30 protein-coding genes are annotated in these 24,902 nt (G+C 72.3%); 20 read left to right on the top strand and 10 right to left on the bottom strand.

What is annotated here, in order from left to right:
• Positions 1-6: 6 nt before the first annotated feature.
• The 3 genes from AB0B57_RS01120 to AB0B57_RS01110 are packed head-to-tail and all read right to left on the bottom strand — an operon-like array spanning position 7 to position 2,518.
• Positions 7-738 carry an ABC transporter ATP-binding protein gene (locus tag AB0B57_RS01120; RefSeq protein ID WP_357063699.1) on the bottom strand — a complete coding sequence of 244 codons (732 nt, stop codon included), beginning with the start codon at positions 736-738 and terminating at the stop codon, positions 7-9.
• On the bottom strand, positions 711-1,544 hold the full coding sequence (locus AB0B57_RS01115) for an ABC transporter permease (RefSeq protein ID WP_357063697.1): 834 nt from the start codon (positions 1,542-1,544) through the stop codon (positions 711-713). The genes AB0B57_RS01120 and AB0B57_RS01115 overlap by 28 nt, the downstream gene beginning before the upstream one ends.
• On the bottom strand, positions 1,541-2,518 hold the full coding sequence (locus tag AB0B57_RS01110; RefSeq protein WP_357063695.1) for an aliphatic sulfonate ABC transporter substrate-binding protein: 978 nt from the start codon (positions 2,516-2,518) through the stop codon (positions 1,541-1,543). Before AB0B57_RS01110 ends, AB0B57_RS01115 begins: the two co-directional genes overlap by 4 nt.
• A 170-nt stretch (positions 2,519-2,688) precedes the next feature.
• Between AB0B57_RS01110 and AB0B57_RS01105 the strand changes: the two genes are divergently transcribed.
• Positions 2,689-3,858 carry an LLM class flavin-dependent oxidoreductase gene (locus AB0B57_RS01105; RefSeq protein ID WP_357063692.1) on the top strand — a complete coding sequence of 390 codons (1,170 nt, stop codon included), beginning with the start codon at positions 2,689-2,691 and terminating at the stop codon, positions 3,856-3,858.
• 40 nt (positions 3,859-3,898) lie between these two features.
• On the opposite strand, the gene AB0B57_RS01100 is transcribed toward AB0B57_RS01105, so the two are convergent.
• Positions 3,899-4,303: a hypothetical protein gene (locus tag AB0B57_RS01100; RefSeq protein WP_357063689.1), complete on the bottom strand. Its 405-nt coding sequence runs from the start codon at positions 4,301-4,303 to the stop codon at positions 3,899-3,901.
• Positions 4,304-4,359: 56 nt separating this feature from the next.
• Positions 4,360-5,166 carry a hypothetical protein gene (locus tag AB0B57_RS01095; RefSeq protein ID WP_357063687.1) on the bottom strand — a complete coding sequence of 269 codons (807 nt, stop codon included), beginning with the start codon at positions 5,164-5,166 and terminating at the stop codon, positions 4,360-4,362.
• A 326-nt stretch (positions 5,167-5,492) separates the two neighbouring features.
• On the opposite strand from AB0B57_RS01095, the gene AB0B57_RS01090 reads away from it, so the two are divergent.
• Genes AB0B57_RS01090 through AB0B57_RS01065 form a run of 6 tightly spaced genes read left to right on the top strand, consistent with a single transcriptional unit; the run spans position 5,493 to position 10,013 of the window.
• Positions 5,493-5,795 carry an urease subunit gamma gene (locus AB0B57_RS01090; protein ID WP_355029767.1) on the top strand — a complete coding sequence of 101 codons (303 nt, stop codon included), beginning with the start codon at positions 5,493-5,495 and terminating at the stop codon, positions 5,793-5,795.
• Positions 5,792-6,127 carry an urease subunit beta gene (locus tag AB0B57_RS01085; RefSeq protein WP_357063684.1) on the top strand — a complete coding sequence of 112 codons (336 nt, stop codon included), beginning with the start codon at positions 5,792-5,794 and terminating at the stop codon, positions 6,125-6,127. The genes AB0B57_RS01090 and AB0B57_RS01085 overlap by 4 nt, the downstream gene beginning before the upstream one ends.
• Complete coding sequence (locus tag AB0B57_RS01080; RefSeq protein WP_357063681.1) at positions 6,124-7,827, top strand: urease subunit alpha; 1,704 nt, start codon at positions 6,124-6,126, stop codon at positions 7,825-7,827. The genes AB0B57_RS01085 and AB0B57_RS01080 overlap by 4 nt, the downstream gene beginning before the upstream one ends.
• On the top strand, positions 7,827-8,525 hold the full coding sequence (locus AB0B57_RS01075) for an urease accessory UreF family protein (protein WP_357063679.1): 699 nt from the start codon (positions 7,827-7,829) through the stop codon (positions 8,523-8,525). The genes AB0B57_RS01080 and AB0B57_RS01075 overlap by 1 nt, the downstream gene beginning before the upstream one ends.
• A gap of 19 nt (positions 8,526-8,544) precedes the next feature.
• Positions 8,545-9,297, top strand: coding sequence for an urease accessory protein UreG (gene ureG, locus AB0B57_RS01070; protein WP_357064493.1), 753 nt, complete (start codon positions 8,545-8,547; stop codon positions 9,295-9,297).
• Positions 9,297-10,013 (top strand): urease accessory protein UreD, encoded by a 717-nt coding sequence (locus AB0B57_RS01065; RefSeq protein ID WP_357063676.1) that lies wholly within the window; start codon positions 9,297-9,299, stop codon positions 10,011-10,013. The genes ureG and AB0B57_RS01065 overlap by 1 nt, the downstream gene beginning before the upstream one ends.
• A 252-nt stretch (positions 10,014-10,265) precedes the next feature.
• On the opposite strand, the gene AB0B57_RS01060 is transcribed toward AB0B57_RS01065, so the two are convergent.
• Positions 10,266-10,745, bottom strand: a complete 480-nt coding sequence (locus AB0B57_RS01060; RefSeq protein ID WP_357063674.1) for a MarR family winged helix-turn-helix transcriptional regulator — start codon at positions 10,743-10,745, stop codon at positions 10,266-10,268.
• Positions 10,746-10,841: 96 nt separating this feature from the next.
• Here AB0B57_RS01060 and AB0B57_RS01055 point away from each other — a divergent pair, with 96 nt between their 5' ends.
• The 11 genes from AB0B57_RS01055 (at position 10,842) to AB0B57_RS01005 (ending at position 20,695) form a co-directional block, all read left to right on the top strand.
• Entirely contained in the window at positions 10,842-11,924 is a 1,083-nt protein-coding gene (locus AB0B57_RS01055) for a substrate-binding domain-containing protein (RefSeq protein WP_357063671.1), read from the top strand.
• A gap of 413 nt (positions 11,925-12,337) precedes the next feature.
• Positions 12,338-13,582: an urea ABC transporter substrate-binding protein gene (gene urtA, locus AB0B57_RS01050; protein ID WP_357063669.1), complete on the top strand. Its 1,245-nt coding sequence runs from the start codon at positions 12,338-12,340 to the stop codon at positions 13,580-13,582.
• Positions 13,561-14,544, top strand: coding sequence for an urea ABC transporter permease subunit UrtB (gene urtB, locus AB0B57_RS01045; protein ID WP_357063666.1), 984 nt, complete (start codon positions 13,561-13,563; stop codon positions 14,542-14,544). The genes urtA and urtB overlap by 22 nt, the downstream gene beginning before the upstream one ends.
• A complete protein-coding gene (gene urtC, locus AB0B57_RS01040; protein WP_357063663.1) occupies positions 14,541-15,728 on the top strand; it encodes an urea ABC transporter permease subunit UrtC in 1,188 nt (395 codons plus the stop codon). The genes urtB and urtC overlap by 4 nt, the downstream gene beginning before the upstream one ends.
• The gene (gene urtD, locus AB0B57_RS01035; RefSeq protein ID WP_357063661.1) at positions 15,725-16,501 is read left to right on the top strand and encodes an urea ABC transporter ATP-binding protein UrtD; all 777 of its coding nucleotides are present in this window, start codon (positions 15,725-15,727) and stop codon (positions 16,499-16,501) included. Before urtC ends, urtD begins: the two co-directional genes overlap by 4 nt.
• The gene (urtE, locus tag AB0B57_RS01030) at positions 16,501-17,193 is read left to right on the top strand and encodes an urea ABC transporter ATP-binding subunit UrtE (RefSeq protein ID WP_357063658.1); all 693 of its coding nucleotides are present in this window, start codon (positions 16,501-16,503) and stop codon (positions 17,191-17,193) included. Before urtD ends, urtE begins: the two co-directional genes overlap by 1 nt.
• Positions 17,194-17,210: 17 nt before the next feature.
• On the top strand, positions 17,211-17,831 hold the full coding sequence (locus AB0B57_RS01025; RefSeq protein ID WP_357063655.1) for a hypothetical protein: 621 nt from the start codon (positions 17,211-17,213) through the stop codon (positions 17,829-17,831).
• A gap of 175 nt (positions 17,832-18,006) precedes the next feature.
• Positions 18,007-18,477, top strand: coding sequence for a molybdenum cofactor biosysynthesis protein (locus AB0B57_RS01020; RefSeq protein ID WP_357063653.1), 471 nt, complete (start codon positions 18,007-18,009; stop codon positions 18,475-18,477).
• Between the two features lie 111 nt (positions 18,478-18,588).
• Positions 18,589-19,287, top strand: coding sequence for a nucleotidyltransferase domain-containing protein (locus AB0B57_RS01015; protein ID WP_357063650.1), 699 nt, complete (start codon positions 18,589-18,591; stop codon positions 19,285-19,287).
• Positions 19,288-19,292: 5 nt separating this feature from the next.
• Complete coding sequence (locus AB0B57_RS01010) at positions 19,293-20,066, top strand: nucleotidyltransferase domain-containing protein (protein WP_357064491.1); 774 nt, start codon at positions 19,293-19,295, stop codon at positions 20,064-20,066.
• 107 nt (positions 20,067-20,173) lie between these two features.
• Positions 20,174-20,695, top strand: a complete 522-nt coding sequence (locus AB0B57_RS01005; RefSeq protein ID WP_357063648.1) for an SUKH-4 family immunity protein — start codon at positions 20,174-20,176, stop codon at positions 20,693-20,695.
• 6 nt (positions 20,696-20,701) lie between these two features.
• On the opposite strand, the gene AB0B57_RS01000 is transcribed toward AB0B57_RS01005, so the two are convergent.
• The 4 genes from AB0B57_RS01000 to AB0B57_RS00985 form a co-directional block, all read right to left on the bottom strand.
• Complete coding sequence (locus tag AB0B57_RS01000; RefSeq protein ID WP_357063644.1) at positions 20,702-21,079, bottom strand: nuclear transport factor 2 family protein; 378 nt, start codon at positions 21,077-21,079, stop codon at positions 20,702-20,704.
• Positions 21,080-21,184: 105 nt separating this feature from the next.
• Positions 21,185-21,604: an ATP-binding protein gene (locus AB0B57_RS00995; protein WP_357063642.1), complete on the bottom strand. Its 420-nt coding sequence runs from the start codon at positions 21,602-21,604 to the stop codon at positions 21,185-21,187.
• Between the two features lie 335 nt (positions 21,605-21,939).
• Positions 21,940-22,776, bottom strand: a complete 837-nt coding sequence (locus AB0B57_RS00990) for an SDR family NAD(P)-dependent oxidoreductase (protein ID WP_357063639.1) — start codon at positions 22,774-22,776, stop codon at positions 21,940-21,942.
• A gap of 29 nt (positions 22,777-22,805) precedes the next feature.
• Positions 22,806-23,189: a nuclear transport factor 2 family protein gene (locus AB0B57_RS00985; RefSeq protein ID WP_357063635.1), complete on the bottom strand. Its 384-nt coding sequence runs from the start codon at positions 23,187-23,189 to the stop codon at positions 22,806-22,808.
• A gap of 166 nt (positions 23,190-23,355) precedes the next feature.
• Here AB0B57_RS00985 and AB0B57_RS00980 point away from each other — a divergent pair, with 166 nt between their 5' ends.
• Together AB0B57_RS00980 and AB0B57_RS00975 are read left to right on the top strand one after the other, a co-directional pair.
• The gene (locus tag AB0B57_RS00980) at positions 23,356-23,742 is read left to right on the top strand and encodes a DUF2267 domain-containing protein (RefSeq protein ID WP_357063633.1); all 387 of its coding nucleotides are present in this window, start codon (positions 23,356-23,358) and stop codon (positions 23,740-23,742) included.
• 164 nt (positions 23,743-23,906) lie between these two features.
• Positions 23,907-24,878, top strand: coding sequence for a hypothetical protein (locus AB0B57_RS00975; protein ID WP_357063631.1), 972 nt, complete (start codon positions 23,907-23,909; stop codon positions 24,876-24,878).
• Positions 24,879-24,902: the final 24 nt, after the last annotated feature.

Below are 24,902 nucleotides of genomic sequence, written 5' to 3'. Positions count from 1 at the left end.
CGCTCGTCAGGTGGTGGGAACGCCGAGTCGGTCGAGCAGGTGCCGGCGCAGCGCGCCGAAGGCCGGGTCGTCCGGCGTACGGGTGGGGGCCAGGTCGACGGGAAGGTCCGCGGCGATGCGGCCCTCGTCCAGGAGCAGGATCCGGTCGGCGAGCAGCAGTGCCTCCTCCACGTCGTGGGTGACGAGCAGGGCCGCGAAGCCGTGCTCGGCGCGCAGCCGGCGCAGCAGGACCTGCATCCGCAGTCGGGTCAGCGCGTCCAGGGCGCCGAACGGCTCGTCGAGCAGCAGCAGGTCTGGTTCGCGGACCAGGGCCCGTGCGACGGCGACCCGTTGCGCCTGCCCACCGGAGAGCTCGGCCGGCCAGGCGCGGTCCCGTTCGGCGAGCCCCACCTCGGCCAGCGCCCGCTGGATCCGGCCGGCGGTGTCCGCTCCGGACAGCCCGAGCCCGACGTTGGGTGCGACCCGTTTCCAGGGCAGCAGCCGGTGCTCCTGGAAGACCACCGCGGCGGTGCCGTGCACGACGATCTCGCCGCTGGCCTCGCCGTCGAGCCCGGCGAGAATCCGCAGGAGGGTGCTCTTGCCGGAGCCACTGCCGCCGAGCAGGGCCACCACCTCGCCACGGGCGATGGTCAGGTCGACCCCGGCCAACACGACGGTCGGCCCGAACGCCCGGTGCACCGCGTGCGCGGTCAACACCAGCGTCGTGCCGCTCAGGTGGCCCGCAGTCCGCGACGCCATGTCAACATCCTCCTCTCCAGGACCCGCAACGCAAGGTCGGATATCAGCCCGAGCAGCGCGTAGACGAGCAGGCCGAGCACCACCACGTCGGTCTGGCTGAACTCCCGTGCCTCCATCATCAGAAAGCCGATCCCGGTCTGGGCGTTGACCTGCTCGCCGACGACCAGGCTGAGCCAGGCCGCGCCGATCGCCAGGCGCAGGCCGAGGAACAGGGACGGTAGCGCGCCGGGCAGCACCACGTGCCGCAGCCGGGCGGCCTGCCCCAGCCCGCAGGTACGAGCGGCCTCCACCAGCCGCTCGTCGATGTCCCGGATGCCGGCGTAGGTGTTGAAGTAGATGGGGAAGAACGCGCCCAGCGCCACCAGGCTGATCTTGAGTGACTCACCGATGCCGACCCAGATGATCAGCAGCGGGACCAGGCCCAGGTGCGGCAGCATCCGGGCCATCTGCACCGGTGGGTCGACCAGGTCGTCGCCGAGGCGCAGCAGACCCGCCACCGTGCCCAGGACCAGCGCCAGGACGCCGCCGATCAGCAGACCCGCCCCGGCGCGGGTGAGGGAGTCCAGGAGGTGCACGAAGAGCGTCCCGTCCCGGGCCAGCCGCCAGCCGGTGGCCAGGACGTCACTGGGCGCGGGCAGCTTCTCCGGTGCCAGCAGCCCGGTCCGGGCGGCCAGCTCCCAGCCCAGGACCAGCGCCACCGGGCTGATCAGCCGCCGGTAGCGCCGGGCCACCCCCGGGCGCCGCGGCGCGGCGGGCGCCGCGGTCACCACCTCGCTGGGGGCCTCGGCGAGCGTCGTGCGGCTCACTGGAAGACCGCGCTGAACCGGTCGTCGACCCGGGACCGCAGGTCGACCGGGCCGGGAATGAGCTCCAGGGCGATGAAGCTGTCGGTGATCGCCTGGAGTTCGTCGCCGATGGCCGGGGTGACCGGGGCGAGCGGCTTGGCGCTGCGGGCCAGGGCACGGCTGGTGACGTCCTGCGGGATCTTCAGCTCCGGCGCGAGGGTGCTGGCCCGTTCCTCGGGGTGGGCGATCCCCCAGTCGGTCACCTCACGGTAGCGCTGGAGGAACGCCCGGATGTCGTCCGACCGCTTGTCGACCGCGCCGGGGGCGGCCAGGACGTACTCGCGGTTGCTGGCCAGACCCGTCGCGTCCGCGAGCACCTGCACCCCCGGTTGCTCGGCCAGGGCGAAGTACGGGTCCCAGATCACCCAGGCGTCGATCTGCCCGCCGTCGAACGCGGGCCGCCCCTCGGCGGGCTTGAGGTACTTGACCTGGATGTCCTTCAGGGTCATGTTGTTCGCCTTGAGGAGCTGGACCAGCAGCCAGTGCACGTTGGAGCCCTTGTTGAGGGCGACCGTCTTGCCCTTCAGGTCGGCGAAGCTGCGGTAGCCCCGATCGGCCTTGACCAGCACGGCCTCACCCTGCGGGATCGGCGCGGAGGTGCCGATGACGGAGAACGGGATCTTCCCGGCCGCGGCGAAGACGGGCGGGGCCTCGCCCACCTGTCCGATGTCGATGGACCCGGCCTTGAGCGCCTCGGTGAGCGCCGGGCCACTCTCGAACAGCGACCACTCCACATCCGGTGCCGCGCCGCGCGCCTTGACCAGGCTGAGGCCACCGAAGCGCTGGTACCCGATCCGGAGCTTGCCCTTGGTGCCGCCCGCATCGGCGGTCCCGCCGCACGCGCTCACCGCGACCGTGGCGAGCAGCACCATGGTGGTGAGCGCGGCCGTCAGGAGGCGGCGACGCGGAGGGCGGCTCGTTGACGGGGTGGGCATGGCGGCTCCTCGGGTCGGGCAAGCGGGGGTGGTGGCGCATCGACAGGTGGTGAGTAGCCTACTAACCCGATAGGTTTTATGGGTAGGCTGTCGGCGCGATCGTCCCACCCCTCAGGAGGTGCCCGCCTCGCCGCGTGCGCCGACCGTCCCCGCTGGAGGAAAGAGCCGCGATGACCCTCACCTTCCACTGGTTCCTGCCCACCAACGGCGACAGCCGGGACATCGTCGGCGGCGGACACGGCGTGCCGACCGGCGCCGCCGGGGGAGCCCGTCCGGCCAGCGTGGCGTACCTGGGGCAGATCGCCCGCACCGCCGAGCAGCTCGGCTTCGTCGGCGCGCTCACCCCGACCGGCGCCTGGTGTGAGGACGCCTGGCTGAGCACGGCGATGCTGACCGAGGTGACCGAGCGCCTCAAGTTCCTGGTCGCCTTCCGACCCGGCCTGACCTCACCCACCCTCGCCGCCCAGATGGCCTCCACCTTCCAGCGGCTGTCCCGGGGCCGGCTGCTGCTCAACGTGGTCACCGGCGGCGAGTCGCAGGAGCAGCGCTCCTACGGTGACTTCCTGGACAAGGACGCCCGGTACGCGCGGGCCGACGAGTTCCTGCACGTCGTGCGCGCGCTCTGGCGCGGCGAGACGGTGGACCACGCCGGCACCCACGTACGCGTCGAGCAGGCGCGGCTGCACCGGCTGCCCGACCCGGTCCCAGCCGTCTACTTCGGTGGCTCCTCGGCCGCCGCGCTGCCGGTGGCGGTGCGGCACAGCGACGTCTACCTCACCTGGGGCGAGCCCCCGGCCCAGGTCGCCGAGAAGGTCAGCCGGGTCCGGGCACTGGCCGCCGACGCCGGGCGCGAGCTGCGCTTCGGCATCCGGTTGCACGTCATCGCCCGGGACACCGCCGAGCAGGCCTGGGCGCAGGCGCACCGGCTGCTCGACGGCATCGCCGAGGCCGACATCCGGGCGGTGCAGGACGGGCTGCGCCGCAGCGAGTCCGAGGGGCAGCGCCGGATGCTCGACCTGCACGGCGGGTCCCGCGACGGCCTGGAGGTCGCACCCAACCTGTGGGCCGGCGTCGGGCTGGTCCGCGGCGGCGCCGGCACCGCGCTGGTGGGCAGCCACACCGAGGTCGCCGACCGGATCGCCGAGTACCACGCGCTCGGCATCGACGAGTTCATCCTCTCCGGCTACCCGCACCTGGAGGAGGCGTACTGGTTCGGGGAGGGCGTGCTACCGATCCTGCGCGACCGCGGCCTGTGGCGACACCCCGACGGCCAGCCGACGGACCACGTCGACGTCCCGTTCGCCGGTGTGCCAGCGCCGCAGCCCGCCGGAGCCCGCTGACCAGCCGACCCGCGGCAACCGGCGCCACGGCCGGCATGCCCTAGGCGGATCGGCCGGCGGACCGCTGGCCGACCCGCCGCCCGACGAGGCTCACCAGGGCGCTGCCGACCGCCATCCCGACCAGCACCAGAATCCCCCCGACCGCCCACAACCCGCTGTCGTCGGTCCCCGCGGCCCGCCACGACCAGACCGCCGTGAACGTCACTGTCATCACCGGCGCCACCAGCCACGGGCTGAGCCGCGTCCCGGCGAGCGCGGCCAGCAGCACGAGCGTCAACACGCAGCCGATCACCTGCCACGGCTCGTACGGACCGCTGCTCGCGCCGGTCCGCGCGTCGACCGTGTACCGGGTGTCCCAGCCCAGCCAGAGGATCCACGCCCCGACCGTGGCCACCGCCAGGAACAGAACACCGAACAGTGCGCGGGTACCCCTCGTCGCCGTCATCCGGTGATCATCCCCTGCGTACCACCGCACCGGAACGGCTGTCCCGACCCCCGACCTCAGGCGCCGGTGGCGTCCCAGACCAGGACGCGCACGACGAACGTCGGGTCGCTGCCGGGCGAGGTGATGGTCGCGAACCCGACGCGCCCCTCCGAGGTGCGGAAGCAGAAATCCGCGCCGGGCGTGAACAACGCCCGGGGGGAGCCCGGCCCGCCGGCGGCGCACGTCGCGTATCCACGACGTGGGTCGCCGCCGGAGTACTGGTACACGTTCGGCGGGTTGGCCACCTGGACGTTGTCCGACCGCAGATCTCCCCAGTCGTGGTACAGGTCGAGCCCGTCGGTGGCCCCGGTGGTGTGGTGCGCGACGACCCGCTGATCCGGTTGGTCCACGTCGACGGCCGAGCCGCGCGGCAGCACGACGCTGCCGTCCACGAGCGTCCGGGGCGCGTCCGGGTCCGCCGGGGTGCCGCTGGCGATCGGGGTGGCCCCCGCCGACGGCGGACCCCCGGTGCCGCTCGGCGGGGGAGCACCGCCCGGTGCCGACTGCGTCGACGGTGTCGCGGTGGCGTGCGCGACGGGCGATGGCGTCGACTGGCGACCGAGTTGGGTCGCCACGACCGCGCCGAGCAGCACACAGCCGAGTGTGAGCAGGGTGATCGCCAGCCGGGTCCGCTGGTACCAGAACCAGAACCCGCCGAGCAGCAGGACGGCGGTGACAGCGAGGGCGATCAGCAGCGCGTCCCGCCGCAGTGCGCTCTGCACGGCGGTGACGACGCCGAGCACGTTCGCCGCCACACCCACCACGGCGAGCGCCCGGATCCGCCGTTCGCGGTCATCGGTCGCCGTGGACGCTGACTCCTGCATGGGCGCTGTCCTCCACAGTGCTCGGGTTGTGCTCATGCTCTCACCGACGCGCACACCAGCGGGGCCCCGGACACGCGGTCGAGTGTTGCCTCGGCCGGTGGCGATCCTCTACGGTCTGCTCAGCGGTGGGCGGTGCGGTCCGCATCCGACCGGACACCGCCGGTTGCCCGTTGCGCGGGCCGGGATGGTGGAGTCCCGGGTCACCCCGTCGGCGGTGGTTCCGGCGGTCCTGTGACTCCAGCTCGTACCCCGGGCAGTGCTGCCTGGCGCGGCTCCGTGCGGAGCCGACGACGAGCCGGGCACGCCGATCCCACCGGGAGAAGCCCGTGTTCCTCAGCCCGCACGAGCAGGATCGTCTGCTCGTCCACGTCGCGGCCGACGTCGCCCGCCGCCGCCGCGAGCGCGGCCTGCGCCTCAACTATCCCGAAGCGGTCGCGCTGATCACCGCGTTCCTGCTGGAAGGGGCCCGCGACGGCCAGTCGGTGGTCGACCTCATGTCGACGGGCCGGACCGTGCTCAGCCGCGACGACGTCCAGGACGGCATCCCCGAGCTGCTGAGGGAGGTGCAGGTGGAGGCGACGTTCCCGGATGGCACCAAGCTGGTGACGGTGCACCACCCGATCCCGTGATCCCGGGGGAGATCCTGCCGGCCGCCGGCCCGGTCGAGATCAACGTGGGTCGTCCGGTGACCACCCTGCTCGTGGTCAACACCGCCGACCGGCCGGTGCAGGTGGGCTCGCACTACCACTTCGCCGAGTCCAACCCGGCGCTGACGTTCGACCGGCACGCCGCCTGGGGGCAACGGCTCGCCGTGCCGGCGGGCACCTCGGTCCGGTTCGAGCCGGGCATCAGCCGCAGCGTCGACCTCGTCCCGTTCGGGGGAGCGCGCGTCGTGCCGGGCCTGCGCGCAGAGTGCGCCGGGCCGCTGGACCCGCCGCCGGCCGACGGGTCACCGCGGTGAGTGCCGTGCGGCGGGACCGCTACATCGGCCTGTACGGGCCCACCACCGGTGACCGGATCCGACTGGCCGACACCAACCTGTTGATCGAGGTGGAGACCGACCACTGCGTGGGCGGTGACGAGGCGGTCTTCGGCGGCGGGAAGGTGATCCGCGAGTCGATGGGCCAGTCCCGTGCGACCCGCGCCGAGGGGGCGCTGGACACCGTCATCACCGGTGCCGTGGTGCTCGACCACTGGGGCGTCATCAAGGCCGACGTGGGCCTGCGCGACGGACGGATCGTGGCACTCGGCCGAGCCGGCAACCCGGACACCATGCCCGGCGTCCACCCCGACCTGGTCATCGGCCCGGCCACCGAGGTGATCGCCGGCAACGGGCGGATCCTCACCGCCGGCGCGGTGGACACCCACGTGCACTTCATCTGCCCGCAGATCGTCACCGAGGCGTTGGCCAGTGGCATCACCACGATGGTCGGCGGCGGCACCGGGCCGGCCGAGGGGACCCGGGCCACCACCGTCACCCCGAACGCCTGGCACCTGGCCCGGATGCACGAGGCCCTGGACACGCTGCCGGTCAACGTGCTGCTGCTCGGCAAGGGCAACACCGTGTCCACCGAGGCGCTCTGGGAGCAGTTGCGGGCCGGCGCGGGCGGTTTCAAGCTGCACGAGGACTGGGGCACCACACCGGCGGCGATCGACGCCTGCCTGCGGGTGGCCGACGCGTCCGGGGTCCAGGTGTCGATCCACACGGACACGCTCAACGAGGCCGGTTTCGTCGCCGACACCCTGCGCGCGATCGGCGGCCGGGCCATCCACTCCTACCACACCGAGGGCGCCGGCGGCGGGCACGCACCGGACATCATCACCGTCGCCAGCGAACCGAACGTGTTGCCGTCGTCGACGAACCCGACCCGGCCGTACACCGCCAACACCCTCGCCGAGCACCTGGACATGTTGATGGTCTGCCACCACCTCAACCCGTCCGTGCCGGAGGATCTGGCCTTCGCGGAGAGCCGGATCCGGCCGTCCACGATGGCCGCCGAGGACCTGCTGCACGACCTCGGCGCGATCTCCATCATCGGCTCCGACGCGCAGGCGATGGGCCGGGTCGGCGAGGTGATCATGCGAACCTGGCAGAGCGCGCACGTGATGAAGGACCGGGTCGGCGCACTGCCGGGCGACGGCGCCGCCGACAACCACCGGGCCCGACGGTACGTCGCGAAATACACCATCTGTGCCGCCATGGCCAACGGGTTGGAGGACGAGGTCGGCTCGGTCGAGCCGGGCAAGCTCGCCGACCTGGTGCTCTGGGACCCGGCGTTCTTCGGCGTACGACCGCACCTGGTCCTCAAGGGCGGCATGATCGCGTACGCCCAGATGGGTGACGCGAACGCGTCGATCCCCACGCCGCAGCCGATGTTGCCGCGGCCGATGTTCGGGGCGTACGGCGCGGCGGCCGCCGCCACCAGCCTGGCCTTCGTGGCGCCGGCGGCCCTGGACGCGGGGCTCCGCCTCGACGTGCGACGGCGGGTGGTGCCGGTGCGCGACGTGCGGTCGCGGGGCAAGGCCGACCTGCCGGAGAACAACGCGATGCCGCGCATCGAGGTGGATCCGGACACGTTCACGGTACGGATCGACGGGCAGGTGGTGGAGCCGGACCCGGTGACCCGACTGCCGATGGCCCAGCGGTACTTCCTGTTCTGATGGCGACACCGAGCCTGCTGTTGCTGTTGGCCGACGGACGCTTCCCGGCCGGGGCGCACGCGCACTCCGGCGGTCTGGAGGCGGCCGTCGCCGCGGGCCGGGTCACCGACCTGACCTCGTTGGCGGCGTTCCTGGCCGGGCGGCTGGCCACCGCCGGTCTGGTCGGCGCGGCCTTCGCGGCAGCCGCACACCGGGCAGCGCAGCCCGAAATCGCCGACGTGGCCGCGCGGTCGGGCATGCTTGCCCAGCTCGACGGGGAGCTGGACGCGCGTACCGCGTCGCCGACCCTGCGGGCGGTCTCCCGCCGGCAGGGCCGGGCGCTGCTGCGTGCCGGACGGGCCATCTGGCCGGATGCCTCGTTCGGCGACCTGCCCGCGACGCCGGGCGGCGCACACCAACCGTTGGTGCTCGGGCTGCTCTGCGCGGCGGCCGGGCTGTCCCGTCTCGAAACCGCCACGGTCGCCGCGTACGGGACGCTGACCGGGGCGGCCAGCGCCGGCGTACGGCTGCTCGGCCTCGACCCGTACCAGGTCCAGGCCCTGCTTGTCGGTCTTGCCGACGCCTGCGACGGCACGGCCGCCGAGGCGGCCCGGGCCGCCGACGATCCACCGGAGCGGCTGCCGGCCGCTGCCGCTCCACTCGCCGACATCCATGCCGAAATCCATGCCACCTGGGAGGTGCGTCTCTTTGCGTCCTGAGACTGTTGTGCCGAGCGCTGTGCCCGCCGTCGAGCCGACCACGCCGCCGGCCGACCCGTTCCACGACGAGAGCGTCCCGCACACCCACCCCGAACCGGGTGTCGACCCGCACCCGCCGCTGGCCCGGGCGGGTCGTGCCCTGCGGGTCGGCATCGGCGGCCCGGTCGGGTCCGGCAAGACGGCCCTGGTGGCCGCGCTCTGTCGTGCCTTCGCCGACGAGCTGCGGCTCGGCGTGGTGACCAACGACATCTACACGACCGAGGACGCCGACTTCCTGCGGCGGGCCGGAGTGCTGGATCCGGCCCGGATCCGCGCGGTGGAGACGGGCTGCTGCCCGCACACGGCCATCCGCGACGACATCGGCGCCAACCTGGACGCGGTGGACGAGTTGGCCGACGCGGTCGGCCCGTTGGATCTGGTCCTGGTGGAGAGCGGTGGGGACAACCTGACCGCGACGTTCAGTCGGGGGCTCGTCGACCGGCAGATCTTCGTGGTCGACGTGGCCGGAGGGGACAAGGTGCCGCGCAAGGGCGGGCCCGGCGTCACCGCCGCCGACCTCCTCGTGATCAACAAGACCGACCTGGCGCCGATGGTGGGGGCCGACCTGGGCGTGATGGATCGCGACGCGCGAGCCCGACGTGGCGACCTCCCGACCATCTTCCTGTCCATCGTGGGAGACCCGACGGCGAGCCGGGTCGCCGACTGGATCCGGCACGAGTTGGCCCACCACGCGACCGCGCACCCCCTCGCCGTACCGGTCGGTCCCGTCTGATGCGAGCGCTCGCCCGGCTGGTTGCCCGGGCCGACGGTCGGGGCGGGACGGTGCTCGTGGAGTTGCACGGCGAAACGCCGCTGCTGCTGCGCCAGACCCCGACCGACGCTGGCTTCGCCACCGTGCACCTCGTCGGCGGGGCGGCCGGCCCGATCGCCGGGGACGATCTGCGGCTGGACATCGAGGTGGGACCGGGGGCGGCGGTCCGGGTGCACACCGTCGCCGCGTCGATCGCCCTGCCGGGCCGGCCGGGTGCGGTGTCCCGGATGGCGGTGCGGGCGGTGGTGCGTACCGGGGCGACGTTGCACTGGCTTCCCGAACAGTTGGTCGCCGCGGCCGGCTGCGCGCACCTCGCCGAGTCCCGGATCGACCTGGCCGCCGGGGCGAGCCTGCGCTGGCGCGACGAGCTGATCTGCGGCCGGTACGGCGAGACGCCCGGCGGGGCGGTCGTGCACACCCAGGTCGACTACGCGGGCCGGCCGTTGCTGCGGCAGTCCCTGGCCGTGGGACCGCAGGCACCCGGCTGGGCCGGACCCGCCGTGCTCGACGGCGCACCGGCCACCGGCTCACTGCTGGTGGTCGACCCGTCGCGGCCCACCGCGCCTCCGACCGCCGAGGGCAGTGTCGCCCGGCTGCCGCTGGCCGGCGGTCCGGCGACACTGTGGACCGCCACCGCCCCGGACGCGCACACCCTGCGCGCCCACCTGACCGTCTAGGGAGGCGCGGTCGGGCCGTGTGCTGCCACCAGTAAGGCCGCTCCCGAGGCCAGGTTGGTGCCCAGAACGACGGTGCCGGGCCGGCGGGAACGCTGGAGAGCGTGATGCCGGTGAGTCATCATGGTGACTCACCGGCATCACGCTCTCTGCGGTGTGGGGGGCGGGCCGCGCTCAAGGCCGTGCCGAACGCCCGGAGCCGAACGCCCGGAGCCGGAAGGCCGGGGTGCGCGGAGGCCGGGGAGCGGGGGCGGGTCAGCGGTGTGGGCCGGCCGCGTCGGCGTGCTCCCGCTGCCGGGCCGGGTCGAGGCGGCCGATCAGGTCGTCGAGCTGGTGTACGAGGTTGGCGGTCGGTGGCACCCCCGGCTCCGGGATGCCCAGCTCGGCGAGGCTGGCGCGGACCCGCTCGTCCAGGCGGGCGTGCTCGCGGCGGCCACGAGCGGTCAGGTACGCCCGGATTCGTCGGCGGTCGATCGGATCGATCCGGCGGAAGACGAGGTTACGGTCGACCAACTGGTCGACAAGCTTGGTGAGAGTGCCGGGAGGCAGTGAGGCCTCGGCGGACACCTCGCTCATCGGGTGGCCCTGGCCGTCGGCGAGCAGGCAGAGCACCCGCCACGCCTCGATGGTCAGCGCGTCGTCGGCCAGGACGGCGCCCAGCCGGCGGGAGAGCAGCCGTTCGGCGCGGGTGAGCGAGCGCAGCAGGTCAGCTGGCGCCCCGGGCACATCTGACATGGAACTCCCTGGTCCGGTGGCTCTGTCATGCTACCCAGTCGTCCCGGTCCGTGGTGAGCTCTGGCCTTCCGTCGTGGGCCGGGCAATCATGTGCACATGTCCGCGCCGGCACCGCCGTGGCTGACCGTCGACCGTGCCGTGGTCAGCATCGCCCTGGTCTACCCGATGCGCGGGCCGGCCGGCATGTTCGGCCCGACCTGCGAGCTGTGTGCGCAACTCGCGGTCGAGGAGATCAACAGGTGTGGCGGGGTGCTGGGCCGGGAGGTGCGGCTGGTGCCGGTCGACGGCGGTGCGCCGCCGGCCGAGGTGGCCGCCGAGGTCGAGGCACTGGTGTCGGTGGGGGCCGTGCAGGGGGTGACGGGGTGGCACATCTCGTCGGTGCGCCAGGCGCTGGCGCCCCGCGTCGCGCATCGGGTGCCGTACGTCTACACCGCACTCTACGAGGGCGGTGAGCGTACCGAGGGGGTCTTCCTGACCAGCGAGACGCCGGATGCCCAACTGTGGCCGGCGATGCGGCTGCTCGCCGGCGAGCAGCGGGTGCGTCGCTGGTTCGTGGTCGGCAACGACTACGTGTGGCCGCGTCGTACGGCGCGGGCGGCCCAGCGGTACGCGCTGCGGTGCGGCGGGCAGGTGGTGGGCCAGCACTTTCTGCCGTTGGACGCGCACGACTTCGACGAGGTGCTGCGCCGCATCGAGCACAGCGACGCCGACGCGGTGGTGATGCTGCTGGTCGGTGCGGACGCGGTGCGGTTCAACCGGGCGTTCGCCCGATCCGGGCTGGACCAGCGGTGTCTGCGGCTGAGCACCCTGATGGACGAGAACATGCTGCTGGCCAGCGGTGCCGGCGCGACCCGGCGGCTGTACAGCACCGCGGGTTTCTTCGCCGGGCTGGTGACCCAGGAGAACCTCGACTTCCACGGCGAGTTCGCCAGTCGTTTCGGCATCGAGGCGCCGCCGCTGGGCAGCCTGGGGGAGTCCTGCTACGAGGGCGTGATGTTGCTCGCCGCGCTGATCGGCCAGGCCCGCACCCTCGACGTGCGGGCCATCGAGACGGCCGCCGACACCGTGGCGTACCACGGGCCCCGCGGGCGGTTGCGGCTGCGTCGGCGGCACGTACGTCAGCGCATCTACCTCGCCGAGGCCGACGGGCTCGACTTCACCGTGCTCGCCCAGCTCTGACCGCCGACCGGGCCGACGTGAGCCTTGACAGCCGTACCCGCTGCGGCCCTAAGATACTTCCTGCGTGAAGGATCTGCCCCTGCGGGCAGCCACCACCAATGTGCGTCCCCGATCGGCGAAAGCATTCGCCGACCATTGTGGTGGCAATTTTTCCGAGATTTCCAGCGGCCGACACCGTCTTTCCCTGACGGCGTCGGCCGTTTTTTGCTGACCGTGTCGCGCGGCCGGCGGGAAACACTCAATTAAGGGCCGGGAAACACGATCGCAATGATCCCGGTCGACGCTTTCCCTGCCCGTATCCGCTGCGGTGCCCCGGTGGCGTCCACCCGTCGACCGCGGCATCGCCCACCTCAGATCCACCGGACCGCACCGACCGTCCATTCGCCACTTGAGCGCACCGCAGGGGAGAATTGATGTCATTATTCCGGGGCCGCCGCATCCTGGCGGGTGCCATGACCCTGGTCGCCGCGGCCGCGATGACCGCGTGCGGCAGCAAGACCACCGACGCGGGAAGCGCGACTGGCGTCACCGCCGACGTCTCCGGCTCCACCGTCAAGGTCGGCCTGCTCAACTCGCTCTCCGGCACCATGGCGATCAGCGAGGTCACCGTCCGCGACTCCATCATGCTCGCCGTCGACGAGATCAACGCGGCCGGCGGCGTCCTCGGCAAGAAGATCCAGCCGGTCGGTGAGGACGGCGCCTCGGACTGGCCCACCTTCGCGGAGAAGGCGGAGAAGCTCATCTCCGAGGATCGGGTCGCCGCCGTCTTCGGCTGCTGGACCTCGGCCAGCCGCAAGGCGGTCAAGCCGGTTTTCGAGAAAAACAAGGCGTTGTTGTTCTACCCCGTGCAGTACGAGGGACTCGAACAGTCGCCCTACATCTTCTACACCGGCGCGACGACCAACCAGCAGATCGTTCCCGGGCTCGACTACCTCAAGGCGCAGGGTGCGAAATCGGTCTATCTGGTCGGCAGTGACTATGTGTTTCCCCGGACGGCCAACAAAATCATCAAGGCGTACGCGGCCGCCAACGGGATGACCGTGTCCGGCGAGGACTACGCGCCGCTCGGGTCCACCGAGTTCGGCACGATCGTCAACAAGGTCAAGTCGTCCGGTGCCGACGCCGTGTTCAACACCCTCAACGGCGACAGCAACGTGGCCTTCTTCAAGGAGTACAAGTCGGCGGGCCTGACCGCCACCGCGATGCCGGTGGTGTCGGTGTCGATCGCCGAGGAGGAGGTCAAGGGCATCGGCACCCAGTACCTGGAGGGTCAGCTGACCGCCTGGAACTACTACCAGACCACGCCCGGTGCGGCGAACTCGAAGTTCGTGGCCGCGTACAAGGCCAAGTACGGGGCGGACAAGCCGACGAGTGACCCGATGGAGGCCGCGTACGTGGCGGTGCACCTGTGGAAGGCGATGGTCGAGAAGGCCGGCGCCTTCGACGTGGAGAAGGTCCGCACCGCGTCCGGGGGGATCACCTTCGACGCGCCGGAGGGCACGGTCACTGTCGACGGACCGACCCAACACATCGCCAAGACCGCCCGGATCGGCAAGATCGGCGCGGACGGTCTGATCACCGAGGTGTGGAACTCCGGCAAGCCGGTGCAGCCGGACCCGTACCTCAAGACCTATCCGTGGGCGAGTGGCCTGAGCTGACGATGCCGGCCCGGGCGGGCGCGTTGCCGCGCGGTCCGCCCGGGCCACCCGACCAGCAGTACGGAGTACCCACCGTGACAGTCCTCATCGGTCAACTCTTCACCGGCATCAGCATCGGCGCGGTGCTGCTGCTCATCGCTCTCGGCCTCGCGCTGACCTTCGGCCAGATGAACGTGATCAACATGGCGCACGGTGAGTTCATCATGGCCGGCGCGTACACCACATATGTCCTGCAACAGAGCATCACCGGTGCCGGCCTGTCACTGGTGGTCGCGCTGCCGGTGGCGTTCGTGGTCGCCGGCACCATGGGCGTCCTGCTGGAGATGCTGCTCATCCGCCGGCTCTACGCCCGGCCACTGGACACCCTGCTGGTCACCTGGGGTGTGTCGCTGATGCTGCAGCAACTGGCCCGCGACGTCTTCGGCAGCCCGAACGTGCAGACCCGTGCTCCCGACCTGCTGACCGGCAACGTGGCGCTGCCCGGTGGGCTGACCATCGCCAACAACCGGCTGTTCATCCTGGCCCTGGCGTTGGCGGCGGTCGCGGCGCTCACCCTGGCACTGCGGCTCACCCCGCTCGGGCGTCGCATTCGGGCGGTCGTGCAGAACCGCGACCTCGCCGCGGTGTCCGGCATCCCGACCGCCCGGGTCGACCGGACGACCTTCTTCATCGGCTCCGGTCTGGCCGGGCTCGCCGGAGTGGCGCTCACCCTGCTCGGCCCGATCGGCCCCACCATGGGCACCAACCTGATCATCGACGCCTTCCTGGTCGTCGTGGTCGGCGGGATTGGCCAGCTCAAGGGCAGTGTGATCGTCGCCTTCGCCCTCGGCGTGCTCCAGGCCACCGGGGAGTACCTGACCACCCTCAGCGTCGCCAAGGTGATCGTGTTCGTGGCGATCGTCGCGTTCCTCCAGTGGCGGCCACAGGGCCTGTTCACCCTGCGGACCAGGAGCCTCGCATGACCGCCGTCACCCCCGTGCCACCCAGCACCGCCGTCCACCCGGCACCCGCCGGCGCCGAACCACCGGGCCCGTCCGCGCGCCGCTCCCGGCTGCGGACAGCGGCCGGGTTCGCGTTCGGTGCGGCCCTGCTGTTCGCCGTGGCGCCGCTGGTGCTGTCGGACTTCCGGCTGGCCCTGCTCGCCAAGTACCTCTGCGTCGCCATGGTGGCGGTCGGTATCGGGATCGCCTGGGGCCGGGGCGGGATGCTCACCCTCGGCCAGGGCGTCTTCTTCGGCCTCGGTGGCTACGCGATGGCCATGCACCTCAAGCTCGCCGACGCGGGCCCGGGTGGGATGCCCGACTTCATGCAGCTGTACGGGCAGCTCGACGAACTGCCGCTGTGGTGGCGGCCGTTCGCCAGCCCGTGGTTCGCGCTGCCCGCGACGGTGCTGCTGCCGATGGCTGTCGCGTTCGGACTCGGGTCGCTGGTGTTCCGTCGTCGGGTCCGGGGCGCGTACTTCGCGATCCTCAGCCAGGCGCTCGCGGCGGCGATGGTGATCCTGCTGATCGGGCAGCAGGGCACCACGGGTGGCACCAACGGGTTGACCGACATCAAGGGCTTCTTCGGCTACAACCTCGACGACCCGGTCAACCAGCGGATGGTCTACTTCATCATCGCCGGCACGCTGCTGGCGTTGCTCGCGCTGACCCGCCAACTCATCCAGAGCCGCTACGGGGAGCTGCTGGTGGCGGTCCGCGACGGTGAGGAGCGGGTCCGTTTCCTCGGCTACGACCCGGCGTCGGTCAAGCTCGTCGCGTACGTCGTCGCGGCCGGCATGGCGGGGCTGGCCGGGGCGCTGTTCGTGCCGGCGGTGGGCATCATCTCGCCGGCGTTGATCGGCATCGTCCCGTCGATCGAGTTCGTCATCGGGGTGGCGGTGGGCGGCCGGGCCACCCTGCTCGGCCCGGTGCTCGGCGCGGTGGCGGTGGCCTGGGCGCGTACCGCGTTGTCGGAACGTTTTCCCGGCACCTGGACGTACCTGCAGGGTCTGCTCTTCGTGGTGGTGGTGGCGTTCCTGCCTGGCGGCCTGGCGTCGCTGTGGGCGCTGGCCCGCCGCCGCGACGGCGGCGCGGAACCGGCACGCCGCCGGTGGTCGCCATTTACTCGACGACGCGACGGGCGGGCGGAGGTGCCGGCGGCATGAGTGACGAGCGGCTGGACGGGTTGTCCGTCCGTGACGTGCGGGTCAGCTTCGACGGGTTCACCGCCGTCGACGGGGTCTCGTTGGAGGTGCCCGCCGGTGACATCCGGTTCCTGATCGGGCCCAACGGCGCCGGCAAGACCACCCTGGTCGACGCGATCACCGGCCTGGTCCGGGCCACCGGCTCGGTCCGGTTCGGCGAGCACGAGCTGCTGGGCCGCCCGGTGCACCGGATCAGCCGGTTGGGCATCGGGCGGACCTTCCAGACCTCGACGGTCTTCGAGGAGCTGTCGGTCCTGCAGAACCTCGACATCGCGGCGGGTGCCCGTCGCAGCTGGGCGACCCTGGCCCGTCGTCGCCGGGGCATCCCGGACGAGGTGGCCGCGGCACTGGAGACCATCGGGCTGGCCGGGCGGGCCGGGCACCTCGCCGGGACGCTCGCGCACGGCCAGAAGCAGTGGCTGGAGATCGGCATGCTGCTGGTGCAGGATGTCCGGCTGCTGCTGCTCGACGAGCCGGTCGCCGGGATGAGCCACGAGGAACGCGACGCCACGGGTGCCCTGCTGGAGACGGTGAGCCGGGACCGCACGGTGGTGGTGATCGAGCACGACATGGACTTCCTGCGCCGTTTCGCGCGCACCGTCACCGTGTTGCACGCCGGTCGGGTGCTCAGCGAGGGCACGGTGGCGCAGGTCCAGGCGGACCCGCGTGTGCAGGAGGTCTACCTTGGCCACCCGGTCGACGCCGGGTCGGCCCCCACGGTCCTGGAGGCATGATGCTGACGCTGCGCGGGGTGCACGCCGGGTACGGGCGCTCTCGGGTGCTGCACGGGGTGGACCTCACCGTCCCGCCCGACGGGGTGGCCGCCGTGCTCGGCCACAACGGCGCCGGCAAGAGCACCCTGCTGCGGGTCGCGGCCGGGCTGCTGCGCCCGAGTGCCGGCACCATCGAGCTGGACGGCGAGGACGTCACCCGTCTCGGGCCGCACGAGCGGGTGGCGCGGGGCATGGCGTACGTCCCGCAGGGCCAGCAGAGCTTCCCGCACCTGACCGCCGCGGAGAATCTGCGGCTCGTCGCCGACGGGCGGCGCGACGGTGCGGTGGCCACCGCGGAGGTGCTGGACCTGTTTCCGGCGTTGCGCCCGCTGCTGCGGCGGCGGGCCGGGCTGCTCTCCGGCGGCCAACGCCAGCAACTGGCCATCGCTCGCGCACTGATCACCAGGCCGAGGTTGCTGATGCTCGACGAGCCGACCGAGGGCATCCAACCGTCGGTGGTCGCCGAGATCCAGGAACGGATCGTCGAGCTGACCCGGCAGTCCGGGTTCAGTGTGCTGCTCGTGGAGCAGCACCTGGGCTTCGCGTTGCGGGTGGCGAACCGCTACCACGTGCTGGAGTCCGGCCGGGTCACCTCGCACGGCGACGGGGGTGTCACGGCGGAACGGGAGGTCCGGGCGGCCCTGGCGGTCTGAGTGGCAGGATCTGGACGGTGAGCGGCATCCGGGAGTTCGACGTCGGCGGCACCACCCTGCGCCGCACCGCCGGCGCGTGGAACTGGGCGCCGGTCACCCCGACCAGGTGGCAGTTCACCCACGACCAGGTCATCCTCGCCGAGGCCGGCGAGAGCAGGCCGGGGCCGCGCCGACCCTTCGAGTACGCCGTGCTGACCGCCGGCCCGGCCTGGTCGTCGGCCGAGATCGACGCGTGGGTACGACTGGACACCCCGGTGGAGGTCACCAACCGGGACGTGATCATCGTCTTCGGTTGGCGTTCGGACACCGAGTTCTACTACGCCCACCTCTGCACCGACAACACGATCTACCCGCACAACGGCATCTTCACTGTCGACAACGCCGACCGGGTCCGCATCGACCACCAGTGGAACGGTCACTCCCGTGGCGCGGACCCGGCGATCACCGACGCCGACTGGCACCACGTGCGGGTGGCGCACCTGCCGGCCAGCGGCGAGATCGCCGTCCACGTCGACGGGCACCCCGACCCGCTGATGACCGCGACGGACACCACGTTCGGCTCCGGGCGGGTGGGGTTCGGCTCGTTCGACAACGTGGGCCGGTTGCGCGACCTCACCGTCACCGGCACGCCTGCCTGAACCGGTTGTGGCCCCTTTGCTCTGCACCCGCGGATGCGCCGGGAGAGCGGCGTAGGCCGTGGCCCTTTGCTCTGCACCCGCGGATGCGCCAGGGGGGTGGCGCGCGCCGCCGTCCCCACCGGGTCATCCGCCGACCTGGCCCGCCGGACCCGGTTCGGTTCGTAGAATCCCTGCCATGCCGGAGATCGTCGAGTTGCTGGCCTCGCCCGTGCACCGCTTCCTGGGCCGGCCCGCCGACGGCCCGGCGCCGGCCCCACCCGGTGAGCTGGTCGACGCCGTCCGGATCCGGGCCCACCTCGGCATCGTCGGCGACAGGTACTTCGGCCAACAGGCGCACCGCGACGCCAGCGTCACGGTCATCGCCCAGGAGTCACTGCCGGTCGGCTTCGGCCTGGCCGAGGTGCGGCGCAACATCCTCACCACCGGCATCGCGGTGGACGAGCTGATCGGCAGGGTGCTGGTCCTGGACTCCGGAGACGGCCCGGTCAGCCTGCGGGTCAACCGGGCGGCCCGGCCCTGCGCCTGGATGGACGTCACCATCGGCCCGGGGGCCTGGAAGGCGTTACGCACCACCGGTGGCATCCGCTGCACGCCACTCAACGACGGGACCCTGCGCGTCGGCCCGATCGACGCCGTGGTGAGCTGAGGCGCCGTGGTGAGCTGAGGAAACGACTCGACGGCGGCGCCCCGGGACCGGCATGGTGTGCACCGGACACCGCCCGGTCGGGCGGCCACGCAGCGCCCGGGGGAAGCCGCAATGGAGCAACCGCCTACCGATCAGCAGATCGACGACCTGACGATCCTGCAGGTCGTCGTGGGTTCCCGGGCGTTCGGCCTGGCCGGCGAGGCCTCGGACACCGATCGGCGCGGGGTGTACGCGTTACCCGCCTCGGCCTTCTGGGGGCTGCGGAAACCCGCGTCGCACCACGAGGGGCCGCTGCCGGAGCAGATGCGGTGGGAGGTGGAGCGGGTCTGCGTGCTGGGGTTGGCGGCCAACCCCACGGTCCTGGAGGTGCTGCACTCTCCGCTGGTCGAGACGTGCACCCCACTGGGCGCGGAGCTGCGGGCGCTCACGCCGGCCTTCCTGTCCCGGCGGGTGGCCGACACCTACCTGCGCTACGCCACCGCCCAGTTCGGCAAGGCCGAGCGTGGGATCGCCCGCTCCGGCGCGCCGGTGTGGCGGCACGTCATGCACCTGATCCGCCTGCTGACCGCCGGGGGTGACCTGGTCCGCACCGGCCGGCTGGTGGTGGACGTGGGCACCGACCGGGACCGTCTGCTGGCGGTCAAGGCCGGTGCGGTGCCCTGGGACGAGGTCGTCGCCTGGCGTGACCGGCTGGTCAGCCGCATGACGGAGGCCCTCGCCACCAGCCCGTTACCCGAGCGGCCCGACGAGGCGAGGGTGGAACAGTGGCTGGTCTCGGTTCGGGACCGTTCGGTGCGGTGCGCGGCGTGAGCACCTTGGGGTCCGCGGGTCTGCCGGCCGGCATCGACCTGGCGGCAGTCGTCGACGAGCAGCCGTACCCGCTGGTGTTCGCGACCGTCTCCGGCGCCCACCTGTACGGGTTCCCGTCCACCGACTCGGACGTCGACCTGCGCGGCACGCACCTGCTTCCGGTCGAGGAGGTGATCGGGCTGGCGCAGCCGGCCGAGACGCGTACGGTGATGGCCGACCGCGACGGCGTGGAGCTGGACCTGGTCACGCACGACCTGCGCAAGTTCGTGCGGCTGATGCTGGGTCGCAACGGCTACGTGCTGGAACAGCTGCTGTCACCGCTGGTGGTGCGGAGCACCCCGGTGCACGCGGCGCTTGTCGAGCTGGCGCCGCTGGTGCTGACCCGGCACCACGCCCACCACTACCGTGGCTTCGCCGCCACCCAGCGACGGTTGTTCGGCATTAGCGGTGAGCTCAAACCACTGCTGTACGCGTTCCGGGCGCTGCTCACCGGCGTGCACCTGATGCGTACCGGTCGGGTGGTGGCGCACCTGCCGAGCCTGCTCGACGCCGAGCCGGCGCCGGCGTACCTGGCCGACCTGATCGCCGCGAAGCGGGCCGCCGAACACGGCGGGCTGGGCGACCTCGTCGCCGGCTCGGTCCTGGATGGTGACCTCGCCGAGCTGACGGCACGGCTCGACCAGGCGCAAGACGACACCCGGCTGCCCGAGCGACCCGCCGGGGTGGCGCGGCTCAACGACCTGGTGGTGGCGGCCAGGTTGGCCGATTCGGCGAGGTGACGCCCCCGCGGGCCGGTGCGTGGTAGAACCAACACGCGCACCGGTTCGCGGAGCTGAGGGCAGATCCGGGCCGACCGGACGGACCTGAGGCGAACAGAGGTGGTGGATTGATCCCCGAGCTGCGGCAGCTCATCGAGGAGCTGCGGGTGGACCTGGCCGACCAGCCGGCGAGCGTGGCGTTCGCCGAGTTCGGCGAGGGTGCCGCCATCGACGCCGTTCCGGTCGGGTTGCCGGACGACCTGCGGGATCTGCTGCTGGTCGCCGACGGGCTGCGCGCCGGTCGGGTCGAGTTGGCGAGCACGGCGACCCTCGCGGGAGTCCAGTACCACCTCGACTACGCGCCGGACTTCTCCTCGATCCCGCAGGACCGGGCGGGCTGGCTGGTGATCGGCACCCGCAGCGACGAGCCCATCTTCATGGACCGTGGCACGGGCGCCATCTGGTATTTCCCACCGACCGGCACCGAGTGGTTCATGTCCGACGCGTTCGAGGAGCTCGCCCCCGACCTCGGGTCCTTCGTGGACTACTACGTGCTCGGCCCGGGTTATGCCGAGCTGACCCCCGCCGACGACAGGTGGTTCGCGTTCCTCGACGAGCAGGGCCTGCTCGACGTCGACGACGGGGCCTGACCCGGATCAGACCGGGCTGACGTGTGCGGCGAGGACCCGCCAGCCGTGTGGGTCGTCGTGGACCCAGGTCCGGGTGTAGCGCAGGCGCGCCGCGAACGCCGCCCCCTCGAACACGCCGGACACCCGGCCCAGGAAGAACGTCACACCGGTCTTGCCGACCACGAGCAGGTCCAACTCCTCCTCGACCAGCTCCTGCACCACCGAGCGACGGTCCCGGTGGGCGGCCAGGTCATCCTGCTTGGTGTAGGCACGGCCGTCCGGGCCGATGGCGATCAGCTGGTCGACGAGCAACTGGTCGAGGGCGGCCACGTCGCCGGCCCGCTGGGCGTCCTGCAGGGTCCGCTCGGCATCGAGCAACTCCGCCTCGCGTGCGCTGTCCGGCATCGTGCCGTCCTCCCGATCGGTGTCGGCCCGGCGTCACCGTCGGCCCGGGGCTGTCCGCATTGTGACAGCCGGCGTGGCCCGCAGCGGGTGGATCGCCGGCGGTGTTCACAGGCTCAGGCGAATCCGTACGACGGTCTCGCCGGGACGGGTGAGCACGGCGACCTCGTCGCAGACCTGCTCCACGATCGCCAGCCCGCGCCCCCGTATCGCGTCGGCGGCCGGCATGCCCCGGCCGAACGCCCGCGTCGGCCCCCGGTCGACGACGTCGCAGAACAACTGGCCCGACTCGGCCCAGAGCCGGACCCGGCCGCCGCCGGTGGTGTGCTGCAACGTGTTGGTGGCCAGCTCGCTGACCGCGAGCGTCAGCAGCTCCACCCGCTCCGCCGGCAGACCCCGGGCCAGCGCCCCGACGCTGACGAACGCGCGCAGCGCCCGCACGTCCGTCGCGACCCGGTACGACATGGTGTCCGCGAGGCCGGCGGGGACGCTCTGCTCGGCGACGGCCTCCGGTCGCTCGGGCGGCATCAGCCCACCATCCGCGGGTCGCCGGTGAGCCGCACCACGACCGACCCGGGTGCGGTGGACGTGCGAGCCGCGAAGTGCGCCATCGGGCAGCAGCAACCCTTCTCCTAGCGACAGCTGTTTGTTCACACATCATGTCACCTGTTGGCCCAATGGCCGTCCCGCCCGTTCGGCGGTCGATCCGGCGACGCACGGACACACCGGCCCGTACCCCGGCCCGGTCGCCGCGTCGGTCGGGGAGCCGGGTGTCGGTCCGGGGCCGCGTCGGTCGGAAGGCCGCGTCGGTTGTACGGCCGCGTCGGTCGGAAGGGGCGCGTCGGTCGGAAGGGCCGCGTCGGTCAGGGGGCCGGGTCGAAGGCGATGGACTCGCTCAGCTCGCGCCACCGCGCGTCGGACGCGGCCAGGGCCTCGGCGGCGGCCGTGGCGCCCGCCACGGCGTCGGCGCCGAGCAGCAGCCGCAGGGGCGGGTCGTCGACCTGGGTGATCCGGATGATCACTTGGGCGGCACGGGCCGGGTCGCCCGGTTGGTTGCCGCTGGCCTGGCGCAGCCGCTGCACGGCCGGATCGATGACCGGACGGTACGGGTCGCTGATCGGCAACATGCTCATCGACGAGCCGGCCCAGTCGGTCCGCAACGCGCCCGGCTCGACGCTGGTGATCCGGATCCCGAACCCCTCGACCTCCTTGGCGAGCACACCGGAGAAGCCGCTGACCGCCCACTTGGCGGACTGGTACGCGCCCAGGCCGGTGCTGGCGACCCGGCTGCCGACGCTGGAGATCTGCAGGATGTGCCCGTGCCCCTGGTCGCGCATCGCGGGCAGGGCCGCGCGGGAGAGATTGACCACCCCGTAGAAGTTGGCCTCGAGCTGGGCCCGGAAGTTGTCCTCCGGCATGTCCTCAATCGCGGCGACGTCGGCGTACCCGGCGTTGTTGACGAGGATGTCCAGGCTGCCGAACGTGTCCACGGTGGTGCGGGCGACGGCGTGGGCGGCCGCGGCGTCGGTGACGTCGAGGGCCACCGTCCTGACCTGGTCGCCGTACCTGTCGCGCAGGGCGTCGAGCTGGGCCGGGTTGCGGGCGGTGGCGACCAGGTGGTCGCCGTCGGCCAGCACGGCCTCGGCGAGCGCCCGACCGAGACCCCGGGAACAACCGGTGATGAGCCAGACTCGCGGCACGTGGTCTCCTCCTGGCGGGTGGGCGGCTGCTACGGGCGGATGTCCAGAGCGCCGACCAGGTCGTCGCGCAGAGTGAACCGGTAGCGCAGCTCGATCGGGCTGCCGGGGAAGTCGCCGGACACCCGGGTGAGGACCAGGTACGAGTCGCCCGCCTGCGGTGTGACACGCACCGGCTCGGCGGTGTACGAGTAGGCATCCATCGTCTTCTGCCGCCAGGCGCGGATGGAGGCCCGTCCGTCGTAGAGCCGGTCCTCGTCGGCGACGCTCGCGGTGTCCGCGAAGCAGGCGACGAAGGCATCCAGGTCCCGGTCGTTGATGGCCCGGAAGTACCTGTCGAGCACGTCGGGTAGGTCCACCGCCATCTGCTCCTCCTGTGGCACACCGCCGCCGTCGGGTTCCCGGTCCGATCTCACCGTACGAGAAGGGGACCGTCCCGCGCGGAGCAACGAACAGAACGACCGGGCGGGCGCGCGACGAGGGCTCACCGGCCGTGGGGCCGGTGGGCGTCCAGGTCGGCGGGCGGGGTTTGCCACCGGCCGGCCGGGGTAGGCACGCCTTTCCGAAGTGAAGGGCGGGGGCATGGCCGAGCTGGGGTTCGTCGACAAGGTTGCCGCGCGGGCGGGCATTCCGCCGGCGCAGGCGCGCCCACTGACCGAGGCTGTTCTGCGGACCCTCACCGAGCGCCTCAGTGGTGGTGAGGCGGGCGCGCTGGCCCCCCACCTGGCCGACGAGCTGAGCCCGCTGCTGGTCAAGGGCGCGGAGCCGCCCGAGGCGTTCGGTTACGACGAGTTTCTGCGCCGGGTGGCCGACCGCGCCGGGATCGACCGACCCGCCGCCGAGCGGGGTGCCCGGGCGGTCCTGCAGACGATGCACCGGGTGGTCGGGCACCGGGAGTTCGAGGACGCCCTGGCCCAACTCCCGTCGGATCTGCGGGCGCTGGCCCAGCCACTGCCGCACGGCCCCTGACCCACGCGGGTACGGCCGGACGCCCAGGTATCGATGACCGTTCGGTCCCTGGCGTGCCGGGCGCCATGCCGGCTCTACTGTGCGTGACCGTTTGAACGCACAGTGGTGAGGCCCGGTCGCGCCCGTCCGCGGGCCTTCGCCGCTCCGATGCGAGGAGCGTCCCCGTGGCGTCCGTGCTGTCCCCGCGTTCCCTGCTGACCGTCGCGACGACGACGGTCGTCGCCCTGACCACCCTTGCCCCCGTTCCCGCCGCCGCGTCCCCGCGTACCTACCGGGTCGTCGACCTCGGCACGCTGAGCGGGGGAGACGGCGCCGCGACGGCGATGAACGACCGCGGCGACATCGTCGGCTGGAGCACCGTCGCCAGCGGCGCCCGGCACGCCGTGCGCTGGCGCCACGGCGTCATCACCGACCTCGGCGTGCTGCCGGGCGACACGGATTCCGAGGCCGTGGACGTCAACGAGTTCGGCGACGTGGCGATCACCTCGTTCGGTCCCGACTACCTGACCCGGGCGGTGCTCTGGCGCAACGGTCACCTCCTCGACCTGGGCACCCTGGGCGGGGAGAACAGCGTGGCGATCGGCGTCAATGACCGGCGGCAGGTGCTCGGCACCAGCGAACCCGCCGGCGACATGCCGCACCGGTTCCTGTGGCGCGACGGCACCTTCACCGACCTGGGTCAGCAGTACTTCTACGAGTTCACCGCCGATTTCAACAACGTCGGTGACGTGGTGGGCGGGTGGAACGTGCCGCCGCAGGACTATCCGTGCACCTGTGTCGGCGGCCGGCTGCGCGACGGTGTGCTCACTCGGATCGGCAGCGAGGCCGTCGGCGTCAACAACCGGGGCCAGGTGGTGGGCGCGGCCAACGGGCGGGCCTTCCGCTGGCAGAACGGGACACTGACCGACCTGGGCACCCTCGGCGGCGACTGGAGCCGGGCCACCGCGATCAACGACCGGGGCGTGGTGGTGGGCCGGAGCACCACCACCACGCAGTGGCAGCCGTTTCTCTGGCGCGACGGGGTGATGACCGACCTGACCACCCGGGGCGTGCGGGAGACCGACGTGATCGAGGACATCAACGTCCACGGCCAGCTCGTCGGCGCCCGGGGGAACCGACCGGTGCTGTTGCGCTGAACGAGCGGGGCGCGGCCGACCCGC

The organism is Micromonospora sp. NPDC049101 (assembly GCF_040648675.1).
In the GTDB taxonomy this organism is placed as follows: domain Bacteria; phylum Actinomycetota; class Actinomycetes; order Mycobacteriales; family Micromonosporaceae; genus Micromonospora.
Note: the sequence above shows the minus strand (reverse complement) of the source record. Positions and strands in the feature narration are given on the sequence as shown.